Here is an 18468-nt window from a genome sequence, read left to right on the forward strand (position 1 = left end):
AACCCCCGTAAAGACACCGGCTGTTGCTCCGCGTTGCCGACCTGTTGCCTCGTGTTGCCTCCGGACGGCAGCGGTCTTCCCCGCCCGACGCGGCGCACAGTAGGAGGAAGTCGCCTACGAGGCCATCGAGAACGAAGGCGTGGCGGCGATGCTCCACCACCGGCCGTGACGCTGCTGATCACCGGGGCGGCCGGGACCATCGGCACCCGGCTCGCCCCCGACCTGGCCGCCTGCGGCGTCCCGCTCCGGCTGCTCGACCGGCACCCGCTCGTCGGCGGCCCGCCCGCGGGCGCCGAGTTCGTCCTGGCCGACCTGCGCGACCTGGACGCGGTCCACCCACGCCCGGGACATCGTGTGGATCGAGACCCTCAGCACCTCCGTCCACCTCAACCAGGAAACGGACGTCGCCCGCTACACCGCCACCTTCACCCACCTGTGGGGCCTGGCTCTCGACCCCGCACACACCCGTACCCGCCTCAAAAAGACAGATCCAGGAGCTCCACGCGTGAACCGCCAGCACCCGCCCCTCCCCGACCCGTCCACGATCACCTGGACGGTCTCCTCCTACAGCGGAGGCGGCGGCAACTGCGTCCAAGCGGCGCCCCACCCGGACGCGGCCGGCTTCATTCTGCTCGCCGACTCCAAACGGCCCGATCAGCTCCCGCTGACCGTCCGCCGTGATACCTGGAGCACTTTCCTCCACGTGGCCGCACAGTAGCCCGGGGCTACCGCGGAGCAGCATCTGCCACCTGCTGCCCCCCGGACAAAGCCGCACCACGGACCCGTCAAGACCGGGAAGGTGCAGCCGCAGAAAACCGGCGCGTCTTCTCCCGCGCGTGGCCGGGCCTACCCCGGAGGCAGAGCCCACGGGCGCAGAGTGCGCCGCAGGGCCTTCTCCTCGTCAAAGGGGAGATTGAAGGAGTGGCTCCCCGCGCGCGCCGGTCAGCTCCAGCTCGCCGTCGCGCGAGCGGAAGAACAGGACTCCGTCGCCGCGCTGTACGGCGGCGACGATCTCAGCCAGGACCTCCAGCTCGCTCTCGCCGCCGTCCCCCCATTCCCCCGGCCCCCAGGCGAAGTCCGACCAGGAGTAGCCGCCGACCCACAGCCGGGTCGTCGGCTCGGCCAGCACGGCCGCGGTGAGGTCGGCGTTGCCGTCTCCTGTGGCGAGGAGAACGCTGAAGTCGGCCGATTCGAGCAAGGGCGCCTTGTAGTTGGCGGCGGCCCTCCGGAAGATCGCCCGTACGGGATGGACGTCAGCGCTCAGTCGGTATGCACGAGCGAAACAACCGTGACCGTCAGTACCCCCTGCGACACCCAGAAGTCAGTAACCACTCCGGCGAGGACCGCGCGGCGCTTGTCCCGGCCCGTGACCGGGCTGCCGTGACTGTAGGGGTTCAGGGCGACCTTGCCGATCTCCCTGCTGAAGTCGGCGCGGCGGCGGGAAGACATCTTCTTCAGAGAATCCAGGGCTTGATCGGTGTACTGCACCCGGTAGCTCATGCGCTCTCTCCGGCCGGGCCGAAGAACGCGGCCACGTCCTCCGCGGACACCGTCCCCGTGAAATCGCCCCGCTCGATCCGCCCGAACGCGGCTTCCTTGTCCGCGATGAGATCCGGCCGGGTCCGCTCCGCCCACGTCGCGAGGAGCTCGAACAGCTCCTCGGCACCCGCGTTCTCCACCGCCTCGGTGAAGGCCGCCCGCTGATCCGGGGGCAGCGCCTCCCGGATGCCCTTGATGGTCGCCGGCAGAACGACCAGATCGCCGCCGCTCATGTAGGTGCTGAACGTCTTTCCCGTGCTCTCGGACACCATCCTCCTCATTCCGCATCGCCGCCAGGTGGGCGACCAGGCTATGCCGAGCACATCAGCCGAAGGCGAAACGATCGTCGCCACAGGGCAGCGCACCGAGGCGCCGAGGGCGTACTTCAGTGTTCTCCGCGCCCCCCACTGGCAAGCCAGGCTTCATCGTCGGGGCGGGGTGCCTGGGCCGGTGCTGCCTGGCACGGCGGGAAAGAGGAGGCCGCGGTGCCGGTCGGTGCCCAGCCGGGCACGGCAGTCGTGTCCGCTGGTCGTCCCTGCGGAGTTCCGCAGTGCCGCGGACGGCGGTGTGCGATGGGCCGCAGCCCTCCTGCACCAGCGCGCGGCACTCGCCCAGATCCACACCTCCGACACCTGCGCCCGACAGGCCGACCACCACGGCCTGCGCGCATGGACCAAAGGCACCGCTGCCCTGATCGCCTGAAGAGTCCTGTAATTCCGCGATGTGAAGGCCTGGTCCGAGAGCCCGAGGTCGAGTATCGGGCTCTCGGACCAGGCGGATCGGATGAGTCATGACGGACAGGGCGGAAGCAGCCGGCCCGGTAGACGCCGGGGACACGATGGCCGACGAGGTCGTCGAGCGGATATCCCAGCCGACTCTGCCCGGTCACATGCAGCCGTCATTGCTGGAGCGCCGAACCGCGGAGAGATCCTGCTTCAGATGGTGAGGCTTGTCGGCTCTGTCTGGATGTACGCGGAGCGCTGTCCCTGCCTTCAAGTGGTGTCAGCGCGCCTGTTTCGATGTCGGGTCAGGATGCCACGCGCAGGTGGGTCGGCCAGCCGAAGTCCTCGCGGGTGAAGAGACGGAACATCTTCTTGATGTCCTCCGGATGCAGTTTGACGCAGCCGTTGGACTCGTAGTCGCCGTCACCATCCCAGCGACGGCTTTCCCCGCGACCCTGAGTGCCGTCGCGGTTCATCTCGGAGTGAATGAACATTTCTGTGCGGCTGGCAGTGCCTGCGGAGCACTTCATGTCCTCAAGGTAGATGGCGTAGCCCTTGATGACCTTGCCGTTGTACGTGCGGGACTTGAGCCGGATCTTCCAGGTACCGTCCGGAATCCAACCTCTGCTGCGTGCGCAGTCGTTCGTGCTCCCGAGGCCCGAGCCGGCCCGGTATTCGGCCCAGAGCGTGGCACCCTTGTAGACCCGCAGCCGTGAGTCGGAGGGCTTTTGCCAGTTCTTGTCGAAGACCAGCCGGGTGGGCCCGGACGGCGTCGGCGCGGCGGCGGGTTTCTGCGCTGCGGCGGCTGGCGCCAGCGCGAGTGTGGACGTCATGGCTACGGCGATGACCGCAGCACGCAGGTGACGTGCGGTACTGCTCATGGGATTCCCCTGTTCCTGGTGCATGCCTCTACTCCCGGTCCACGCTCGGTGGGTGTGGTCGGTGCTGTTCGTGACGCGTTGGGCGTCCAGAGGGCCGGACGCGAGGGCACGGGCCACGCCCTGGGGGCGGACGGGCAGCATCCGCCCCCAGGGCATGCGATCAGGCGACGGCCAGACGGACGTCTGCCCTCTCCGCGCCCGGGAACTCGTAGGAGAAGGACTGCCGGACTCCGGAGCTGCACGCGGTCGGGAACTTGGGCAGCCCCTCATTGGGGTGGATGCGGACCTTGGCACACTTGCCGTCCATGCTGGTGTCCTGGACCCAGCCGGACACCAGCAGCTTGCCGTTCGCACAGCGCAGGGACCAGTGGGCCGACGCTCCGTTGATCACCGGAGACGCGGAGGACGGGCAGCCGGCCGCGCTCGCCGGACCGGCCGCGCCGACGGCGAGCCCTCCGGCGAGGACGACGGACGACAGGACGGAGACAACGCTCCTACGGAAAGCAGACATCACGAGGTGGCCCCTTTCGGGCGGTATGCTGATGGAGGATCGCGGACCGGGGCAAGAACCCGGCCAGTGCCCGCCGACGGGGCGGGAGGTCCGGGAGCGCCGGTCGCTGACATCAGAATGCCCGGCTGAAGGGGTGAGCGGAGAGGTTCGCGGCCCCCTTGTCCATGTGCATGGATGCGCCCTGTCCAACAAGACTGTGACCTGTGACTATGCCCCGATGCGCCAGAAGGTCAAGGCCCGGCGGCATACCCGGACCAGGCCGCGCGGTGCGTCTGTCACGCAGGAGTGGTGGGCAGCGTGCCCGCACTTCGCTGGTAGGCGGGTGCCTTGGAGGGAGGGCTCTGTCTCACCAGGAGGGCGAGCCAGGTGTCCACATCCACCTTGCCGGTCACGGGCAGGTGCTCAGAGCGCTGGAAGGCTCTCACGTCCTCGGCGGTCGCCGACGTGAAGCGTCCCGTCACCTCCGTGCCGCCGTTCCCCACATTGTCGAGGAGCTCCTGCACGGCCCTCACCTCGAACCGCCCGGACCCGTGCCCGACCTCCTTGACCAGCTCCGGCCAGGTCTTCCGGCCCACTTTGCCATCGGCCGGCAGACCCTGTCGCTGCTGGAACTCCATGACAGCGTCTTTGGTGTCCTGCCGGAAGAAGCCATCGGTGCGCACGGTGAATCCGTGCGCGTTGAGTAGATACTGCAGCACGCGACCCCGCGTGTAATAGTCTTCCTTGGCCATGTACAGCACTGGCCATTCGAGCGGAGCCATGCCTTGAGGTGCGCCCTCGCCCGCAGCACCGGCCGCAGAGCTGTGCCCTGGCGAAACATACCGCTCCTGGACGGCCATCCCGGCCGCGAACGCCAGGGCGACGGCACCCGCGATCAGCACCGGACGTAACCTCCGGAAGCCGGGCCGGCCCGGTGCGCGCCGCTCTCCGGAGCCAGCAGCCGGGTCGCTTTCCTGCTCGAGTGCCGTGGACACGGCCTCATCAGCCATCGGTGCCAGCCGCTCCCCTCCACCGCCCGTGGCCTGGCGGCGGGTGTTCTCCCGCAGAGCCCGGTGGCGCAGTTTCCTCGCCTGTTCGAGTTCCTCCGCCGGGGCGCGCAGCAGGGCATGGAGAGTCTCGACCACCTGCAGCGGAGCGGTCGACGGGCGCTCCACGTTCAGATAGCGCGACAAAGTCGTCTGGTCGATCCCCAGCTTTAAGGCCAATGCCTGCTGCGTCGGCCGCCGGCCACTGCCGGGAGGGCTCTCGGCCTCCTCCCACCACCGGCGCAGCATCCGCGCAAGCTCGATGCCCGCTTCCCCGCCGGGGCCCTCGCCCCTCTGCTCCCGCCCCACGTGCGTGCCCCTCTCTGCCGTCATGCGGAACAGACGAGCTATGCGCATACCGCCTGCGTAGAGGAAAACTCTCCAGCTCAGGTCCGTGCATGACGGTGTGCATCGCTACGATCGGCCCCAGCGGCGCCGATCGTAGCGGCACGGGCGCCCCTGCCGGGCACGGCCCTCTGGCCACTGTCAGGGCCTGCGCACCAGACCTGGAGGGACTGCGGCCTGCGGGCTTACCCGTCTGGACCAGGAAAGAAGCCGGACCGTCGAATCGCGGCAGCCATCCCGGTCTTCACCCGAACGAGTGCACCGGCCTCAGACAGCCCCAGCAGTCCCGGGCAAGACCCCACTCGGGGAACGCCTCGCTCTCCGTCCGGCCGCGGAGAGGAGCCGGGAGTGCTCCCGTCTGCCGTCCAGCCCCCTGTGCGGGAATGACCCCGCACAACGGGCGCTCCCAGTACTGGCCGGAGAGGACCCGGCCCCAGGCGTCACGACGGTACTCGTTCCACGACCCGCAACGTCGTGTGGCCGGAAACCCGGCCGCAGTCTCGACACGTCACAGCCGCTGACTTAGAGTCCCCGCCGAAGAACTCCGTGAATCAAGGACCTGTCCGAGGAAACCTCCTGTGAAACAGAGCATCGTTTCGCTCATGAGTGCCGCCGTACTCGCTGCGGAGCCCTCGCAGCCGGCGCCCCGACCGCGAGCGCCGTCCCCGGGAACTGCGCCCACACCCCGACGACGAACCGCCCCACCCTCCAGCACGGGAGCACCGGCGCAGCGGTCAAACAGGCGCAGTGCCTGTCCAGCGTGTGGAACGGTGTGCCCCGGCTGACCGCCGACATCATCATCGGCCTCCGGACCTGAAACGCCCTCTACAACCCCGCCCCCGACTGCTACAACCCCTACCCGTAGAACCGGGATCGCCCGGGCGCCGGAGCTGCCTCTGGACACGACGCCCGACAAGCCGTCAGGCGCCGGCGGGAAGCCGCCCGGGAAGAAGTGAGCGCCGACTGTGAGCAGGCCCTCTGCCCGCCGGGCCTGGGAAGGCTGAATTCCTTCGCCCCGTCTCCCCAAGGGAGGACAGCCGGGAGGAGGAGCCATCCCCGTCGTCGAGACCGGGTAAGGAGACGGAGGACTACAGCTCCAGCATCCCCACAGCGGCCTGTCACCCAGAGCCCTACCCGTGCGTACTGAAGGCGGCAGGCCAGGGTCCGGGGCGACGCGGCTCCAACGACTCCGAAGAGGCCGACAGCCGCGCCCGGCGAACGCCCGTACTCCCAACTCGGCACCCGCTTCCGTACGATCGCCGTTCCCACCGACGCCAGTTCTCCGCCGGGACGGACACCCAGATGCTGCGCGGGAGTGCCGCAACGGTGAGCCCCGGCGGACAGCAAGCCCTCCACGGCCCCGGGTTCTGCTCACAGCGGCTGCGCCTTGTCCTCCGCCGGGTAGGAGGCCTACCTGGCCGGCCCGACATGCGGGTGAGGGCGATCATCGGCAAACCGCGGACGGCGCCCCCCTTCCGGTCTGCATCCGGCGCCGGGTGCAGAACCTTCCGTGAGCGGCACCCGCACCAGGTCACCGGACCACCGCGGCGATCAGGTGGTTCCGGACGCGATTCCACAGGCGGGCTCCGGGTCCGGATCGGTGTCGGCCCGCCCTCTGCGGCGGCCCGGATGCTCCGCACCGGCCGCACCGCCTCAGGACGCCGACCGGGATGTGCGCCTGCTCCGGGCCCGCTTGGGCGAGGTGGCCCCATACAGGGTCCGAGCATACGCAGGTCGGCTGCCATCCGGCGCATAGCCTCAGGTCAACGTCCCTTCATACGCGGTCATGACTGCATGCATGAACGGCCCGCCGAACTCTCTGGTGACGCCCCCTGGGCTTCGGGCAATCTGTGAACCGGGCCCGGCGCGAACGCCGCCCAGAACCCCCATCTCCCTCACGCCCCTGGTCTGCCCCCGCCTGCGCGGACAGCAGATCCCGGGCAGCACAGGCATCACCAGAACCAGGAGTCACACCATGCCCACAACGTCATCCGTGCGAGCGCGCCTGGCGTGCGCCGCTGCCACCCTGGGGGCGGCGCTGGCCAGCCTTCCCGCCACCACCACCCCCGCCCACGCGGCTCCGCCGACGGCCTACACCGTCACGGGAGTCGACACCAGCCACCACAACCACGGCCGCGAAGAAACGACACCGATCGACTGGCGCCGCGTGGCCACCAACCACAGCTTCGCCTTCCTCAAGGCCACCCAGGGCACCCGCTACACCGACCCCTGGCTCCAGCGCGACTACACCGCAGCCGCAGGCACCACGCTGCTGCGCGCTCCCTACCACTTCTTCGACCCCCGCACCACCGGCGACGGCGCCGCCCAGGCGCGCCACTTCGTGGCCGCCGCCCGCGCCGCCGGCTACCAGGGCGGCGGGAAGGGCGAACTGCCCCCCGTCCTGGACATCGAGAAGGTCCACCGGAATCACAAGGAGGTCTGCCCTCCCGAACTGCGCGTCCAGCAAGTCCGGATCTTCCTGGACGAGGTGGAGCGGTCCTTCGCCGTAAAGCCCATCGTCTACACCCGTGCCTCGTTCGTCCAGGAGTGCATGGGCGGCAGGGGAGAGGTATTCGCCGGCCACCCGCTCTGGCTGGCCCGCTACCGCAGCGGCGCCAACGAACCGCAGCCGGTACCCGGCGCCGGCCGGTCCTGGACGTTCTGGCAGCACACCGACGAGGCCCAGACCCCCGGCATCCCCGGCAGGAGCGACCTCAACGTCTTCCGGGGCAGCACGGCAGACCTCCGCGCACTCGCCGGCCGGGGGCAGCAGGCCCAGCCCTCCGCCCCCAGCGACACCACCCGCTCCTGAGCCGCCAGGCGGCCTGCGGTACCCCGGGGTTCCCCCGGGGTACCGCAGGCCGCCGAAGCACCGGCAGCGCAGGGAATTGCGCAATGACGGCGCACGTCCCCCAGCCGGCGTGGGAGCGATCAAAGCACTCTCCCGCGCCAACGCGGTCCGGGCCACCCATCCCTCTTCTCACACCGGAGGCACCCATGCAACACCACCCGTTCCGGACGACCCTCCTGCGGCGGACTGTCACCAGCGCTGCGGCCTTGGCGTCCCTGGCCGCCTCGGGACTGGTCTTCGCCGAACCCGCGAGCGCCGCGCCTGCCTTCCAGGCGCCGTTCGCCTGCGGCGAGACCTGGCGCGGCGACACCCGTACCAGTCACAACGACTACCACTCGATCGACTTCAACTGGGGCGCGGGCAAGGCCGACTACCTTCGCCCGGTACGGGCGAGCGCTCCCGGCAGGGTGACAGGATCCGGTGTCTACAACGACGGCGTGTCCTACGTGCTGATCGACCACGGAAGCGGCTGGACGACGCGCTACCTTCACATGCAGACCACGAGTCTGGCGCGGACGGGCACCACCGTGCGCGCTGGTGACGTGGTCGGCAAGGTCAGCGATGTGGGCTCGCGCGGCGCCTACCACCTGCACTACGAACAGCGCCGCAACGGCGAGATCGTCGCCGCCAGGTTCAACGGCGCCGCCTTCGCCTACCCCTCCCAACGGGTCACCAGCAGGAACTGCGGCACTCCGTAACCGGTTCCCGGGCGCAGAGCGCTCTCACCTGAAGGACACGTCATCCGCTCCACGGCCCCTCGTCCGGCATGAGGAAGCCCGTGATATCCCCGCCAGCGCACCGAGGCACCGACCCCGGTGCGCTGGCGCCTGCCGGACGGCGATCTCGCTGCGTCGGCCCGAGGCCGTTGCACCAGCGGCGCGACGCCGTCGCGGCTGCCTATGTCGCGCCCAAGCCGACCGTGTCCCGCCAGGCCCGGTCTCCGCCCCGGTAACCCACTCCGGAACGAAGCCGCAGCCGACCTCCTCCGCGGTCCACCGGCCCCCGGGCGGTGGCTGATGCTGCCGGGGGCTGGGGGTGCGCTCGTGGTCATGACCTCATCCCACCGCGGCCGGACTCGCCCCGGCACGGGCTGCCCTACTCAGCCGGACGGCCCGGGGTACGCGCCCGCCCTTCCGGCACCCGCTCACGCGCCGCCGGTGCCGGCCTTCCCACACGGTCCTCGCCGTTTCCAGTCCGAGGTGGAAACAGGAACCGGCCTCCCGGTGCGGGGGTGGAGCGGTCACCGCGATGGTGAGCCGGGCACCGTGCTGCCGGGAGAGCAGGGGAAGCCACTGACCCCCGTGAACGCCAGTGCCTGGCGCGCTCCTTGCGGTGACGTGGCAGGATCGGAGACATGACGATCCTCGGGGTACGTATCGAGTTCTACGAGAAGGTCGGCGCTGTGGGTGAGCCGCCCCAAGCCATGGTCGGCGCGCTCTACCGGGACCACGGATTCAGAGCCGCAGCGGTACCCCGCGTGGGGGAGCTGTTCTCTCTGACATCCTTGAGAGTCGGTCCGCGTGAGCACCATGCCGGCGTCGACTTCACAGGGCACGGCCCGTTCCTGCCGGTGCGGGTGGTCGAGCACTACCCGACCCCCATGGACGACGACGGCAACGCCCCGCGTGGTGGGACCGGTCCGCAGAGCCCTCGGCCAATGTCGTACTGCACACCACGATGACGAGCGATCCGTTACGAACCCGACAGCCCGCGGGAATGGGTTTCGTGGTTCTCGGCGGTGGCAAAGACGTTGCACAAGCATCACTTTGTCTACAGACGGGACGGGGGCTCGGACGGGTGAAAAAACCTCCGTCTGGTACACGCTGACTGTCACAGCCAGCTCCATGCTGGCGATCACAGAAGGGCTCAGCAGGATTGTCTTCCCGACAGGCCATCAGGGTCTGCTTGAGCCGGATGCTGCGACGAGTGGCACGTCCGGTTCTGAGGGGGCCGGGGTGCGGCAGCGCACTCCGGCTACTCGACTTTCCTCCCAATCCGCCCGTACCGTCCGCAGCTGAGAACTGAGGATGACGGCTGGGCGTATCGGCTGGGCGCAGCTTCCCGGCGCGGTGGTGGCCGAAGTGCGTGAGCGCCTCGGTACGTTCACCGCCCGGGACACCGAGCACTCGGCGGCGGCCGGGATCGCTTCCCTGCTGGAGGTGGAATCGGGGGCGCTCGTCTTCGTCAAGGGGCAGCGCGAGCGGGCCCCTGCGCCTGCGGACGGTGCCGGTTTTGAGGAGGATGACTCGTGGTGGGGTGCGGGCTGGTCGCCCGTGGACGAGCTGGACCTCGAAGAGGCGGTCAACCCGCACCTGCCTCCGAGCGCGCCGCGGGTCCTGTGGCGCCTGGACGGACACGGCTGGAATCTCCTCGCCTTCGAAGGCGTCGTGGGCCGGGACGCGGATTTCGTACCCGGCTCGCCGGACCTCGCGCCGGTCGCCGCGGCCTTGGCCGAGCTGGCGCCCCTGCCCGCACCGCCCTCGGTGCGGCTGCCCACCGCCTGGGATCGCTGGGGCTACTACTGCGCCGACCGGGACCGGGACCTGCTGTCTGGGTCCCGGCTGTTGCACACCGACCCGGCCTCGACCAACGTCCTCATGGATGGCGGCCGGGCCCGGCTGGTCGACTGGTCATGGGCCACGGCCGGCCCGGCGTGGATCGACACGGCGCTGTGGGGGATGCGGCTGGTCTCCACCGGCGGGCACTCCCCCGAGCAGGCGTGGAGGTGGGCGGCCCGGGTACCGGGCTGGACGACGGCCGACCCGAAGGCCATAGCGGTGCTCGCGCAAGCTGAGGCACGGCGCTGGAACGACCTCGCCGCCGAACAGCAGGCCACGGCCGACTCGATCGCCCAATCCGCCGGCGAGTGGGCCGACTTCATCACCACCCGCAGAGCGGATTCCCGGACGAGGTGGAGCCCGACGTCGTCCTGGTAGCGGAGCGGATCACGCGCAGTCGGCGCGTTCCCGGAGGGCTGCGGACGGATCCGGCCCCTCCGGGAAACTGGCCGCGCTTTCGGTCGTTAAGGTCCGGCGAGGATCCAGACGACCTGGACTTCCACTCTGTCGTCGTACACCCGGTACTGGATGGTGACACATCGACCTGCCGGAGAACGAGCCGGCGCAGCGGCGGCGTTCCGCCTGCCCTCACGGTTCCGACTCTGCTCGGGTTGTCCGCGAGGGCACGGGTCACGGCGTCGTGGATGGCACGCCGTTTCGGGGGTGTGAGGTCGGCGAGTGCCTGGCGTGCGGCGGGGAGCAGGACCACCTTGTAACTCACCGGCGGTCACCGCTGGCGTGTTCGAAGGTGGTGGGGTCGTATTCGGCGAAGACCACATCGGCCGGGACGCCGTCGCCGCTGGGGCCGGACGCGGATTCCTCGACAGCCTGTCGGATCAGCGGATGAACCAGCAGCATCCACTCGCGCCGGTACTCGGAGATCACGGAGCGGACATTCTCGAGCGGCTCGTCGCCGGTGAACGGAGCGGACTCCAGGTCGTGTACGAACCGCTCCAGGACCTCCGGCCACGGGGACAGCGCCTCCTTCAGGGCCGCGATGCTCTGCGGGCCCTCGTCCCAGTCGAGTTTGTACGGTGACCGGGTCGGCCAGGAAGCAGGGGAGTCCATGAGCCGTCCTCCAAGGACAAAGGGGGTACCAGCAGACAGACGCTACCGGCACCGTGACAGGCGGGGCAGGGGCGTGCGGTTCTCCAGCGGGAGCGCGCGGTCTCACCCATGCACCCCCCGAGGTGTGCATCCGGTCGGTCCGGCACGGTCCGCACCGCGAACTCATCGGCACGCATCGCCGGCATGGCCGCCAGCTTCCGGCGCGGCCTGACGGTGCGGGCAGTGCGGGAGAGACGCGGCTGGACAATCGACGATGATGAGCTGGGATGACGACGTGAGGGATGCCGGTCATCGCGAAGCCACGGTGACCGGCACGCGGGTCCTCCTGGACGGTGACGACATCTTCCGCACACTCGCCGAGGAGATTCTCCGGCGGGCCACCGCACGGGGCCAACAGGTCGACACCTCACAGCCCGGGCGCCCGGTGATTTCCCGCCTCTCGCTCGGGTTCACCCGTGGGACATCCCGGGAATTGCCCCGGGACCCGAAGGGACCGTCCACCACCTTCTCGCCCCACTGCCGGTGGCACGCCGCCACCGCGACCCCCGCAGTGTGAGGGCTGGGTCGGCGGGATTCTGGAGCGCCAGGTCCGCGGCCTGTGGAACGTGTGGTCCGTGATGCGGGTCGGCCTGTCCCCCCCTGGACGGTGGGACAGGCGGCGGTCGAGGTACCCGGGGGCCGGTCCGGTGGGCTGGCCCGGGCGGGGACGGTCAGGCGGGAGGGCTGAGGGTGGTGGGGTCGGTGTTGGCTCCGCACAGCACGACGCAGACCTGTTCGCCGTTGCCGGGCCGGTAGCCGCTGGCGGTGTCGGGGTGGTCGGGCAGGTGCCGGTGGGGGCTGGTGAGGGCGGCGAGGGCGGTGGCGGCGCCGTGTTCGACAGCGACGCGGCGGTGGTCCCACAGGGCCTGGCGGGCGCGGATGATCTCGGCGTCGGGTACGAGCGCGGAGTGGACACGGTCCTGCTGGGCGGCGTGCAGGGCCATGGCGGAGGTACGGCGGGCGCCGAGCGAGTCGGCCGCGACGGAGTTCACGGTGACATCGACGGGGCGGCCCGCTTCGATCGCGGCATTGAGCGCGCGGCAGTTGTCGGGTTCGACGGCGATGGTGCGGATGCCGTGGTGCTGGGCCGCGATGGCGATACCGGCGAACAGGCCGCCGCCGCCGACGGCGACGATGACGGTGTCCAGGCCGGGGACCTGCTGACGGATCTCTTCGAGGAGGGTGCCAGCACCGGCGGCGATGAGCGGATGGTCGTAGGCGTGGGAGGCGAGCGCGCCGGTCGTGGCGGCGAAGTCGTCGCAGGCAGCGAGGGCCTCGGCGTACTCGCCGCCGGTCAGGCGGACGTCCGCGCCGTAGGCGCGGAGCCGGGCGACCTTCACGGGCGGGGCGGTGGTGGGCAGGAAGACGGTGGCGCGGACACCCTGCCGCTGGGCGGCCCAGGCGCACGCCAGTCCGGCGTTGCCGCCCGAGGCGATCGTCACACCGGCCTCCGGGAGGGTGCCGTCCTCCTGGTGGGCGGCGAGGAAGTTGCGGGCCCCGCGGGCCTTGAACGATCCGGTGTGCTGCATGTACTCCAGCGCGAGCCACACCCGGCAGGGCTCGGGGGCACGATCGTCCAGGGGATCGCGGTGGGCGGTGCGGATCGCCCCGGGGTCCACCGGAGCGAGGGTGACGGGCCGGACCTGGCCGGCGATGCGCTGGGCGGCGGCCTTGATGTCGCCGTAGGTGAGCTGGTGCACGGTGCTGCTCCACATGAGAAAGGGGGTTCAGGACCAGGCGATGAGCCGGCCGGTGGTGGTCAGGCCCAGGAAGAGCGCGAACGCGATACGGCGCCCGCCCGGGTTCGGCTCGACGGCATGGAAGTTGGCGGGGTTGAACAGCAGCGCGCCGCCGGGCTGCGGGGCCAGGGTCACCTTCTGGCAGTCCCCGACCGCCCCGGGCCGGTAGCCGTAGGCGTGGCGGTGCTCCTCATCGGCCGGCTCCCAGCGGTGGCGCCACACCGTGGTCACCCCGCCGGCCGCCGGGACGGCGACCCACACATTGAACGCGAGCTGCGCCAGGACGTCCTGGTCGAACAGGCCGGCGGGGAACTCGCGGTTGAGGTCGTCGTAGTGGATCAGGGCGCCCGCGTTGATCTCGCGCAGGGTGCCGCCGAAGACGGCGCGGCCGCCGATGGTGGCGGGGGAGACGGCCGCGCCCCAGGCGGAGCCGAGCCGCGCCAGCGCGATGGCTATGGGGTCGGTGCGCATCCCGGCCCGCTGCCAGGCCGCGCGGGCGGCCTCCGCGTCGTGCCAGTACCGGCCGGTGTCCAGATGTCCGCTCTCGTCGCGGTAGTCGTTGAGGGCGGGGCCGTACCGGCAGATCCGGGTCGGCACCCGGGCCGGGTCGTAGTCGGCGGTGGGCAGCCTGTCCAGTGCGGTGAGCGCGCTCGCGCACGTGGGCGCGTCGAGGAAGCCGGGGACACGGACGGCGGCGCGGGTGCCGGCCGCGAGGTTGGCCAGGTGCCGGTCGGTGAAGGCCGGGGCGTCGGTGGTGGTGAACAGCGGGTCGAGCCCCGTGGTGCGCGGCATGATCGCCTCCGTGAGCGGAAGGAAGCCTAGCGTGACGATACGGTGTACCGTACGCTGACTCGCATGCCCAGGCAATCCACTCCCCTGAATCTCGCCACCCCCGAACGGATCGCGGAGCAGGCCCTGTTGATCGTGGATCAGGACGGGCACACCGCGCTCAGTTTCCGGACCCTGGCCACCGCGCTGGGTATCTCGGTGGCCTCACTCCAGCGCCGCTGCACCGACCTGGCCGGACTGCTCGACCTGGTCACCGACCACCTCGCCGCCCAGCTCCCCGACATCGACTCCGCAACCGACTGGCCCACCGCGACCACCCGCCGGTTCACCGCACTCTACGAACTGCTCACCGCCCACCCCGGTCTCGTCGCCCTGCGCGGCGGCCGCCCCTGGCTCGGCCCGCAGCTCCTCAAACGCCTGGTGGAACCGCAGCTCGCCCACTCCATCACGGCCGGCATGACACCCGAGGACGCGATCGTCACCTACCGGCGGCTGTACCTGCTCACCCTCGGCAGCGCCAGCTTCGTCGACCACCGCCATCCGGCCGCAGCCCAGGCCACCACCCGGCGGGCCCTGGCAGCCCTCGACCCCGCGCAGTTTCCGACACTGACCGGACACCTTGCCGCGATCCTGCCCGCCGTGGTCGACCACGAGATCTACCACGGCGCGCTCCGCCAGCTCATCGATGCCGCCGACCCGAACCGACATTGACGAGAGCAGGAAGACCACTCTCGTGCGAACGCCGTGGTCACGAAACTGATTCCGGAGCGGAAGGACGGTGTGGCGGAATCGAGGGGGCGCGGAGCGGTGAGTCAGTAGTGTTTCTGACCTTCTGGAGCGGTGGAGATGGTCCTGCGCTCCGGCGATGAGGAGGGCATGTTGATGCAGAACGTTCCTTGGGCTTTGCAGTTGGTCAGTGACCGGTTGCCGGTGTCGCCGCCGCTGTACGCGCGCGTTGAGCTGGATCCGCTGACGCAGCTGGCCCGCTACACCGACGTCGCCGGGCAGGTCGTTGAGATGGGGAAGCACGGGACGAGCAAGACGAAGGGCACTGCTTCGATGTCCGGGGGGTCGGGGGGTGGCGACGGCCAGGCGCCGCAGCCCCAGGTTCAGGACGATGTGACGACCGACTACGAAGCCGACTGAGCCGGTGGGTCAGGCGGTGATGGTGGTGACGTCCCTGGAGGATGTCACCGCGGACCTCGTCATCGGGGAGCTGAACGACCTCGGCACGCGGGTCGTGCGGGTCGATCCGGCCGACATCGGCCCTGAGCTGATGTTCGGGGCCGCCCTGGGCCCGGGCGGGTGGACGGGTTCGCTGACGACTCCGAGCCGCGCGGTGGCGTTCGAGGAGATCGGGGCCGTGTACTACCGGCGGCCGAGCCCCTGGCGGATGCCCCTGCTCGACGGAGCCGACGAGCGCACACGCGCGTTCGCGGCGGCGGAGGCGAAACATGGGCTCGGAGGGGTCCTGACGAACATCCCGGGCTGCCGGTACGTGAACCATCCGGCCGCCGTCACCCGGGCCGAGTTCAAAGCGGCCCAGCTCCAGACTGCCCAGGGGCTCGGACTGGTGGTGCCGCCAACGCTGATCACCAACGATCCCGGGCGCGCGCGTGCCTTCGCCGCCGAGCACGGTCCGGGGGTCTACAAGCCCTTCCGGGGCCTGCCCGTCTCGGACGACGGGCAGGCCGGCGCGATCTGGGCGCAGCGGATCGATCCGGAAACACTGGACGAGTCCGTCGCCTGGACCGCGCACCTGTTCCAGGCCGAGGTGCCGAAGACGGCGGACGCCCGGATCACCGTGGTGGGGGAGAAGGTCTTCGCCCAGCGGATCTGCGCCCCCGACGGCGCCCTGGACTGGCGGCGCGGCGACTGGGACGAGCTGGACCACCAGCCGCTCACCGTTCCCCCCGCGCTCACCGGGGCCCTGCTCGCGTACCTGGAAGCCTTCGGCCTCGTCTTCGGCTGCTTCGACTTCGCCCTGCGCGAAGACCTTCCCCAGGACGCGCCGCAGCGGTTCACGTTCATCGAGTGCAACCCCAACGGACAGTGGGGGTGGCTGCCCGACTCCACCGACATCGCCGTGGCCTTCGCCCGCCTCCTGATGGAAGGACCCCGACCATGACCAGCACCGACGACACCGAGCGCGAGCAGCGTGCGCAGCGGCTCCGGAGCGAACTGGCCGCTGCCGTGGTGCGCGAGGAGCGGGCCGATGGCTGGCGCCAGGCCGTGGAGGAGGTCCCCCGGCACCGGTTCACCCCCGGGTTCTACCTGCCGGCCGACAAGCCCTCACCGCGCGGGTTCACGTGGTGGGAGCCGGTCACCGCCGAACTGGACCCCGAGCGGTGGCTCACCGCCGCCTACACCAACCAGAGCCTCGTCACCCAGCTCGACGGCGACGAGCCCGACTGGAACAACCCCGAGCCCCGCGACGGCGGCAGCCCCACCTCCTCGTCCACCCTGCCCTCCCTGGTCCTGCGAATGTGGGAGGACGCCGGCCTCGCCGAAGGCCAGGACATCCTGGAGATCGGGACCGGCACCGGCTACTCCACCGCGCTGGCCTGCGAACGCTACGGCTCCGACGCGATCACCAGCCTCGAAGTCGACAACCACCGGCTCGAACAGGCCGCCGATGCGCTGTACGGCCTCGGCTACACCCCCGACCTCGCGGTCGCGGACGGCCTGTACGGCTACTGGCCCTCCGCCCCGTTCGACCGGATCGTCGCCGCCTGCTCCGTCCGCACCGTCCCCCAGGCATGGATCGCCCAGACCCGGCCCGGCGGGAAGATCCTCACCACCCTCGGCGGCTGGCAGTTCGGCTTCGGCCGCGCCCTGCTCACCGTCCACGAGGACGGAACCGCCGACGGCCCGCTCCTGCCCGGGACCGTCTCCTTCATGCTCGCCCGCCCCCACCAGGCCCCAGCCTTCGGGAACCCCACCCACTGGACCTCGCTGCTCGCGGACGCGCCCCCGACCACCACCGGCCACACCCTCGACTGGCTCACCGCCGCCACGGAGCAGGCGTTCTTCACCCGCTTCCTGATCCAGTCGGCCACGCCGACCACCCAGACCGCCACCGTCGACGGCACGACCTGCCTGATCGACATCACCACCGGCTCCCTGGCCGAACTCACCCCCGACGGCGATCGACTGCGCGTACGGCAGGCCGGACCGGTCCGCCTCTGGGACCGCGCCGCAGAAGTCCTCGACGCACACACGGCGGCGGGCCACCCAGGCCCGGAAACGTTCCGCCTCACCATCGACGCGGCCGGGCAGCACCTCCACCACCCCGACATGCCCACCCTCTCGCTGGAGTGATCACGGCGGCTCGGCCCTGCCTCGGTGCGCGCCCTCGCCCGCCGAAACCAGGGGCGGAGGGGCTATGTGCGGATCCAGGGGTGACGGGGAGCGATCAGTGGGTACGTCCTGCGGTGGCGGTCCCGGTCGGGACCGGCCGGACGTGGGGGTGTGCGATGGCGCCGATCGTGCTGGTGCACGGGATCTTCAACTATCTCGCGGGCGTGGAGCCACAGGTCGCGGCGGCACGGCACGTCGCCCGGTGCCGGCCACGGCTGGTCGAGAGCCTGGCGCGGTTCCCGGTGGACGAGCCGGAGGTGGTGATGGCCTACTACGCGGATCTGCTGCGCCGCGATACTCCCGCATGGTCCCAGTCCCCGGGTGGCGGGGAGAACTTCACCTCGATGACGGCCGGGCAACGGCGGGACGCGGCGGAGTGGCTGGTGACAGCGGGATACTGCGGACCCGGCGATCCGCAGGGCAGACCGACGGAGTTCCTCCGCACGTGGCTGGACCAGCTGGTCGGCGCACGCGGCGGCCGGCTGTCCCGGATAGCGCAGGAGCAGGTTGTGAACCGGCTGGAGCGGGTGATCGTGGCGAGCCTGAGAGAGGCGGACGCATACACGGCGTGGCCGGGGCGGCGTGAGCTGGTCCAGGAGAGGGTCGCGGGGGTGATCCGGCGCGAGGCACCGGCGGTAGTGATCGCCCATTCACTGGGTTCCTACATCACCTACGAGACCCTGCACGCCCATCCGGATCTGGAGGTGGAATTGCTGGTGACGGTCGGCTCGCCACTGCGGGTGCCGTCGCTGGCCCGGCGGTTGGACCCGCCGCTGCGAGCGGGCCGGGGCGCCAGGCCCTTAGGCTTGGGGCGTTGGGTGAACATCGCCGATGTGGGAGACCTGGTCGCGGTGCCGCCGAAGCTGGGCGAGGTGTTTCCCGTCGACGCCGATGAGACCTGCGACAACGGGATCGATTTCCACAGTCTCGGCGCGTATCTCGGCAACGGCCTGCTCGCGGCCGCCATCACGCCCTACATTTCCTGACAGCACACAACCGCGCACGCCCGTGACGCCCCGCCGAAGGAGACGTCGCGGCACG

Annotated in this window: 21 protein-coding genes and 1 pseudogene; 12 read left to right on the forward strand and 10 right to left on the reverse strand. The window is 70.6% G+C overall.

Going from position 1 to position 18468, the window contains the following annotated elements; all coding sequences use genetic code 11:
- Positions 1–114 precede the first annotated feature (114 nt).
- Complete coding sequence (locus SYYSPA8_RS13120) at positions 115–375, reverse strand: hypothetical protein (protein ID WP_323447405.1); 261 nt, start codon at positions 373–375, stop codon at positions 115–117.
- On the opposite strand from SYYSPA8_RS13120, the pseudogene SYYSPA8_RS13125 reads away from it, so the two are divergent.
- Both SYYSPA8_RS13125 and SYYSPA8_RS13130 read left to right on the forward strand, forming a co-directional pair.
- Positions 353–421, forward strand: a pseudogene (locus SYYSPA8_RS13125) (hypothetical protein); the annotation flags it as partial. The gene SYYSPA8_RS13120 and the pseudogene SYYSPA8_RS13125 sit on opposite strands and share 23 nt — an antisense overlap.
- 84 nt (positions 422–505) lie before the next feature.
- Positions 506–718, forward strand: coding sequence for a DUF397 domain-containing protein (locus tag SYYSPA8_RS13130; RefSeq protein WP_323447397.1), 213 nt, complete (start codon positions 506–508; stop codon positions 716–718).
- Positions 719–901: 183 nt separating this feature from the next.
- Here SYYSPA8_RS13130 and SYYSPA8_RS13135 read toward each other — a convergent pair whose 3' ends face one another.
- The 3 genes from SYYSPA8_RS13135 to SYYSPA8_RS13145 form a co-directional block, all read right to left on the reverse strand.
- A complete protein-coding gene (locus SYYSPA8_RS13135; RefSeq protein ID WP_323447279.1) occupies positions 902–1198 on the reverse strand; it encodes a hypothetical protein in 297 nt (98 codons plus the stop codon).
- A gap of 62 nt (positions 1199–1260) precedes the next feature.
- Entirely contained in the window at positions 1261–1500 is a 240-nt protein-coding gene (locus tag SYYSPA8_RS13140; RefSeq protein WP_323447280.1) for a type II toxin-antitoxin system RelE family toxin, read from the reverse strand.
- On the reverse strand, positions 1497–1811 hold the full coding sequence (locus SYYSPA8_RS13145) for a hypothetical protein (protein ID WP_323447281.1): 315 nt from the start codon (positions 1809–1811) through the stop codon (positions 1497–1499). The genes SYYSPA8_RS13140 and SYYSPA8_RS13145 overlap by 4 nt, the downstream gene beginning before the upstream one ends.
- A gap of 223 nt (positions 1812–2034) precedes the next feature.
- Here SYYSPA8_RS13145 and SYYSPA8_RS13150 point away from each other — a divergent pair, with 223 nt between their 5' ends.
- Positions 2035–2241 carry a hypothetical protein gene (locus tag SYYSPA8_RS13150; RefSeq protein WP_323447282.1) on the forward strand — a complete coding sequence of 69 codons (207 nt, stop codon included), beginning with the start codon at positions 2035–2037 and terminating at the stop codon, positions 2239–2241.
- Between the two features lie 325 nt (positions 2242–2566).
- On the opposite strand, the gene SYYSPA8_RS13155 is transcribed toward SYYSPA8_RS13150, so the two are convergent.
- From SYYSPA8_RS13155 to SYYSPA8_RS13165, 3 genes are all read right to left on the reverse strand, one after another.
- Positions 2567–3142 (reverse strand): L,D-transpeptidase, encoded by a 576-nt coding sequence (locus SYYSPA8_RS13155; protein WP_323447283.1) that lies wholly within the window; start codon positions 3140–3142, stop codon positions 2567–2569.
- A 160-nt stretch (positions 3143–3302) separates the two neighbouring features.
- A complete protein-coding gene (locus tag SYYSPA8_RS13160) occupies positions 3303–3653 on the reverse strand; it encodes a hypothetical protein (RefSeq protein WP_323447284.1) in 351 nt (116 codons plus the stop codon).
- Between the two features lie 275 nt (positions 3654–3928).
- Positions 3929–5035 carry a peptidoglycan-binding protein gene (locus SYYSPA8_RS13165; protein WP_323447285.1) on the reverse strand — a complete coding sequence of 369 codons (1107 nt, stop codon included), beginning with the start codon at positions 5033–5035 and terminating at the stop codon, positions 3929–3931.
- 1963 nt (positions 5036–6998) lie between these two features.
- Between SYYSPA8_RS13165 and SYYSPA8_RS13170 the strand changes: the two genes are divergently transcribed.
- From SYYSPA8_RS13170 to SYYSPA8_RS13185, 4 genes are all read left to right on the forward strand, one after another.
- Positions 6999–7835: a glycoside hydrolase family 25 protein gene (locus SYYSPA8_RS13170; RefSeq protein WP_323447286.1), complete on the forward strand. Its 837-nt coding sequence runs from the start codon at positions 6999–7001 to the stop codon at positions 7833–7835.
- Between the two features lie 185 nt (positions 7836–8020).
- Entirely contained in the window at positions 8021–8572 is a 552-nt protein-coding gene (locus SYYSPA8_RS13175; protein WP_323447287.1) for a M23 family metallopeptidase, read from the forward strand.
- 656 nt (positions 8573–9228) lie between these two features.
- A complete protein-coding gene (locus tag SYYSPA8_RS13180; protein ID WP_323447288.1) occupies positions 9229–9555 on the forward strand; it encodes a hypothetical protein in 327 nt (108 codons plus the stop codon).
- Between the two features lie 346 nt (positions 9556–9901).
- Positions 9902–10810 (forward strand): aminoglycoside phosphotransferase, encoded by a 909-nt coding sequence (locus SYYSPA8_RS13185; protein ID WP_323447289.1) that lies wholly within the window; start codon positions 9902–9904, stop codon positions 10808–10810.
- 339 nt (positions 10811–11149) lie between these two features.
- On the opposite strand, the gene SYYSPA8_RS13190 is transcribed toward SYYSPA8_RS13185, so the two are convergent.
- From SYYSPA8_RS13190 to SYYSPA8_RS13200, 3 genes are all read right to left on the reverse strand, one after another.
- Positions 11150–11500, reverse strand: a complete 351-nt coding sequence (locus SYYSPA8_RS13190; protein WP_323447290.1) for a hypothetical protein — start codon at positions 11498–11500, stop codon at positions 11150–11152.
- Between the two features lie 710 nt (positions 11501–12210).
- Positions 12211–13254 (reverse strand): threonine/serine dehydratase, encoded by a 1044-nt coding sequence (locus tag SYYSPA8_RS13195; RefSeq protein ID WP_323447291.1) that lies wholly within the window; start codon positions 13252–13254, stop codon positions 12211–12213.
- 12 nt (positions 13255–13266) lie between these two features.
- The gene (locus SYYSPA8_RS13200; RefSeq protein ID WP_323447292.1) at positions 13267–14070 is read right to left on the reverse strand and encodes a phytanoyl-CoA dioxygenase family protein; all 804 of its coding nucleotides are present in this window, start codon (positions 14068–14070) and stop codon (positions 13267–13269) included.
- Positions 14071–14133: 63 nt separating this feature from the next.
- On the opposite strand from SYYSPA8_RS13200, the gene SYYSPA8_RS13205 reads away from it, so the two are divergent.
- The 5 genes from SYYSPA8_RS13205 to SYYSPA8_RS13225 all read left to right on the forward strand — a co-directional run bounded on the left by SYYSPA8_RS13205 (position 14134) and on the right by SYYSPA8_RS13225 (position 18413).
- The gene (locus SYYSPA8_RS13205; protein ID WP_323447293.1) at positions 14134–14778 is read left to right on the forward strand and encodes a TetR/AcrR family transcriptional regulator; all 645 of its coding nucleotides are present in this window, start codon (positions 14134–14136) and stop codon (positions 14776–14778) included.
- A gap of 135 nt (positions 14779–14913) precedes the next feature.
- Positions 14914–15213, forward strand: coding sequence for a putative ATP-grasp-modified RiPP (locus tag SYYSPA8_RS13210; protein WP_407705995.1), 300 nt, complete (start codon positions 14914–14916; stop codon positions 15211–15213).
- Between the two features lie 19 nt (positions 15214–15232).
- Entirely contained in the window at positions 15233–16195 is a 963-nt protein-coding gene (tgmB, locus tag SYYSPA8_RS13215; RefSeq protein ID WP_323447399.1) for an ATP-grasp ribosomal peptide maturase, read from the forward strand.
- Complete coding sequence (gene tgmC / locus SYYSPA8_RS13220) at positions 16192–17388, forward strand: ATP-grasp peptide maturase system methyltransferase (protein ID WP_323447294.1); 1197 nt, start codon at positions 16192–16194, stop codon at positions 17386–17388. Before tgmB ends, tgmC begins: the two co-directional genes overlap by 4 nt.
- Positions 17389–17543: 155 nt before the next feature.
- Entirely contained in the window at positions 17544–18413 is an 870-nt protein-coding gene (locus SYYSPA8_RS13225; protein ID WP_323447295.1) for an alpha/beta hydrolase, read from the forward strand.
- Positions 18414–18468: the final 55 nt, after the last annotated feature.

The organism is Streptomyces yaizuensis, from assembly GCF_034961445.1.
Lineage (GTDB): Bacteria > Actinomycetota > Actinomycetes > Streptomycetales > Streptomycetaceae > Streptomyces > Streptomyces yaizuensis.

Coding starts and splice junctions, on each gene's coding strand:
- SYYSPA8_RS13185 (WP_323447289.1), top strand. CDS start 9,902: ATGACGGCTGGGCGTATCGGCTGGGCGCAGCTTCCCGGCGCGGTGGTG.
- tgmC (WP_323447294.1), top strand. CDS start 16,192: ATGACCAGCACCGACGACACCGAGCGCGAGCAGCGTGCGCAGCGGCTC.
- SYYSPA8_RS13140 (WP_323447280.1), bottom strand. CDS start 1,500: ATGAGCTACCGGGTGCAGTACACCGATCAAGCCCTGGATTCTCTGAAG.
- SYYSPA8_RS13210 (WP_407705995.1), top strand. CDS start 14,914: ATGGTCCTGCGCTCCGGCGATGAGGAGGGCATGTTGATGCAGAACGTT.
- SYYSPA8_RS13155 (WP_323447283.1), bottom strand. CDS start 3,142: ATGAGCAGTACCGCACGTCACCTGCGTGCTGCGGTCATCGCCGTAGCC.
- SYYSPA8_RS13190 (WP_323447290.1), bottom strand. CDS start 11,500: ATGGACTCCCCTGCTTCCTGGCCGACCCGGTCACCGTACAAACTCGAC.
- tgmB (WP_323447399.1), top strand. CDS start 15,233: ATGGTGGTGACGTCCCTGGAGGATGTCACCGCGGACCTCGTCATCGGG.
- SYYSPA8_RS13225 (WP_323447295.1), top strand. CDS start 17,544: ATGGCGCCGATCGTGCTGGTGCACGGGATCTTCAACTATCTCGCGGGC.
- SYYSPA8_RS13175 (WP_323447287.1), top strand. CDS start 8,021: ATGCAACACCACCCGTTCCGGACGACCCTCCTGCGGCGGACTGTCACC.
- SYYSPA8_RS13160 (WP_323447284.1), bottom strand. CDS start 3,653: ATGTCTGCTTTCCGTAGGAGCGTTGTCTCCGTCCTGTCGTCCGTCGTC.
- SYYSPA8_RS13200 (WP_323447292.1), bottom strand. CDS start 14,070: ATGCCGCGCACCACGGGGCTCGACCCGCTGTTCACCACCACCGACGCC.
- SYYSPA8_RS13145 (WP_323447281.1), bottom strand. CDS start 1,811: ATGGTGTCCGAGAGCACGGGAAAGACGTTCAGCACCTACATGAGCGGC.
- SYYSPA8_RS13165 (WP_323447285.1), bottom strand. CDS start 5,035: ATGCGCATAGCTCGTCTGTTCCGCATGACGGCAGAGAGGGGCACGCAC.
- SYYSPA8_RS13195 (WP_323447291.1), bottom strand. CDS start 13,254: ATGTGGAGCAGCACCGTGCACCAGCTCACCTACGGCGACATCAAGGCC.
- SYYSPA8_RS13205 (WP_323447293.1), top strand. CDS start 14,134: ATGCCCAGGCAATCCACTCCCCTGAATCTCGCCACCCCCGAACGGATC.
- SYYSPA8_RS13170 (WP_323447286.1), top strand. CDS start 6,999: ATGCCCACAACGTCATCCGTGCGAGCGCGCCTGGCGTGCGCCGCTGCC.
- SYYSPA8_RS13180 (WP_323447288.1), top strand. CDS start 9,229: ATGACGATCCTCGGGGTACGTATCGAGTTCTACGAGAAGGTCGGCGCT.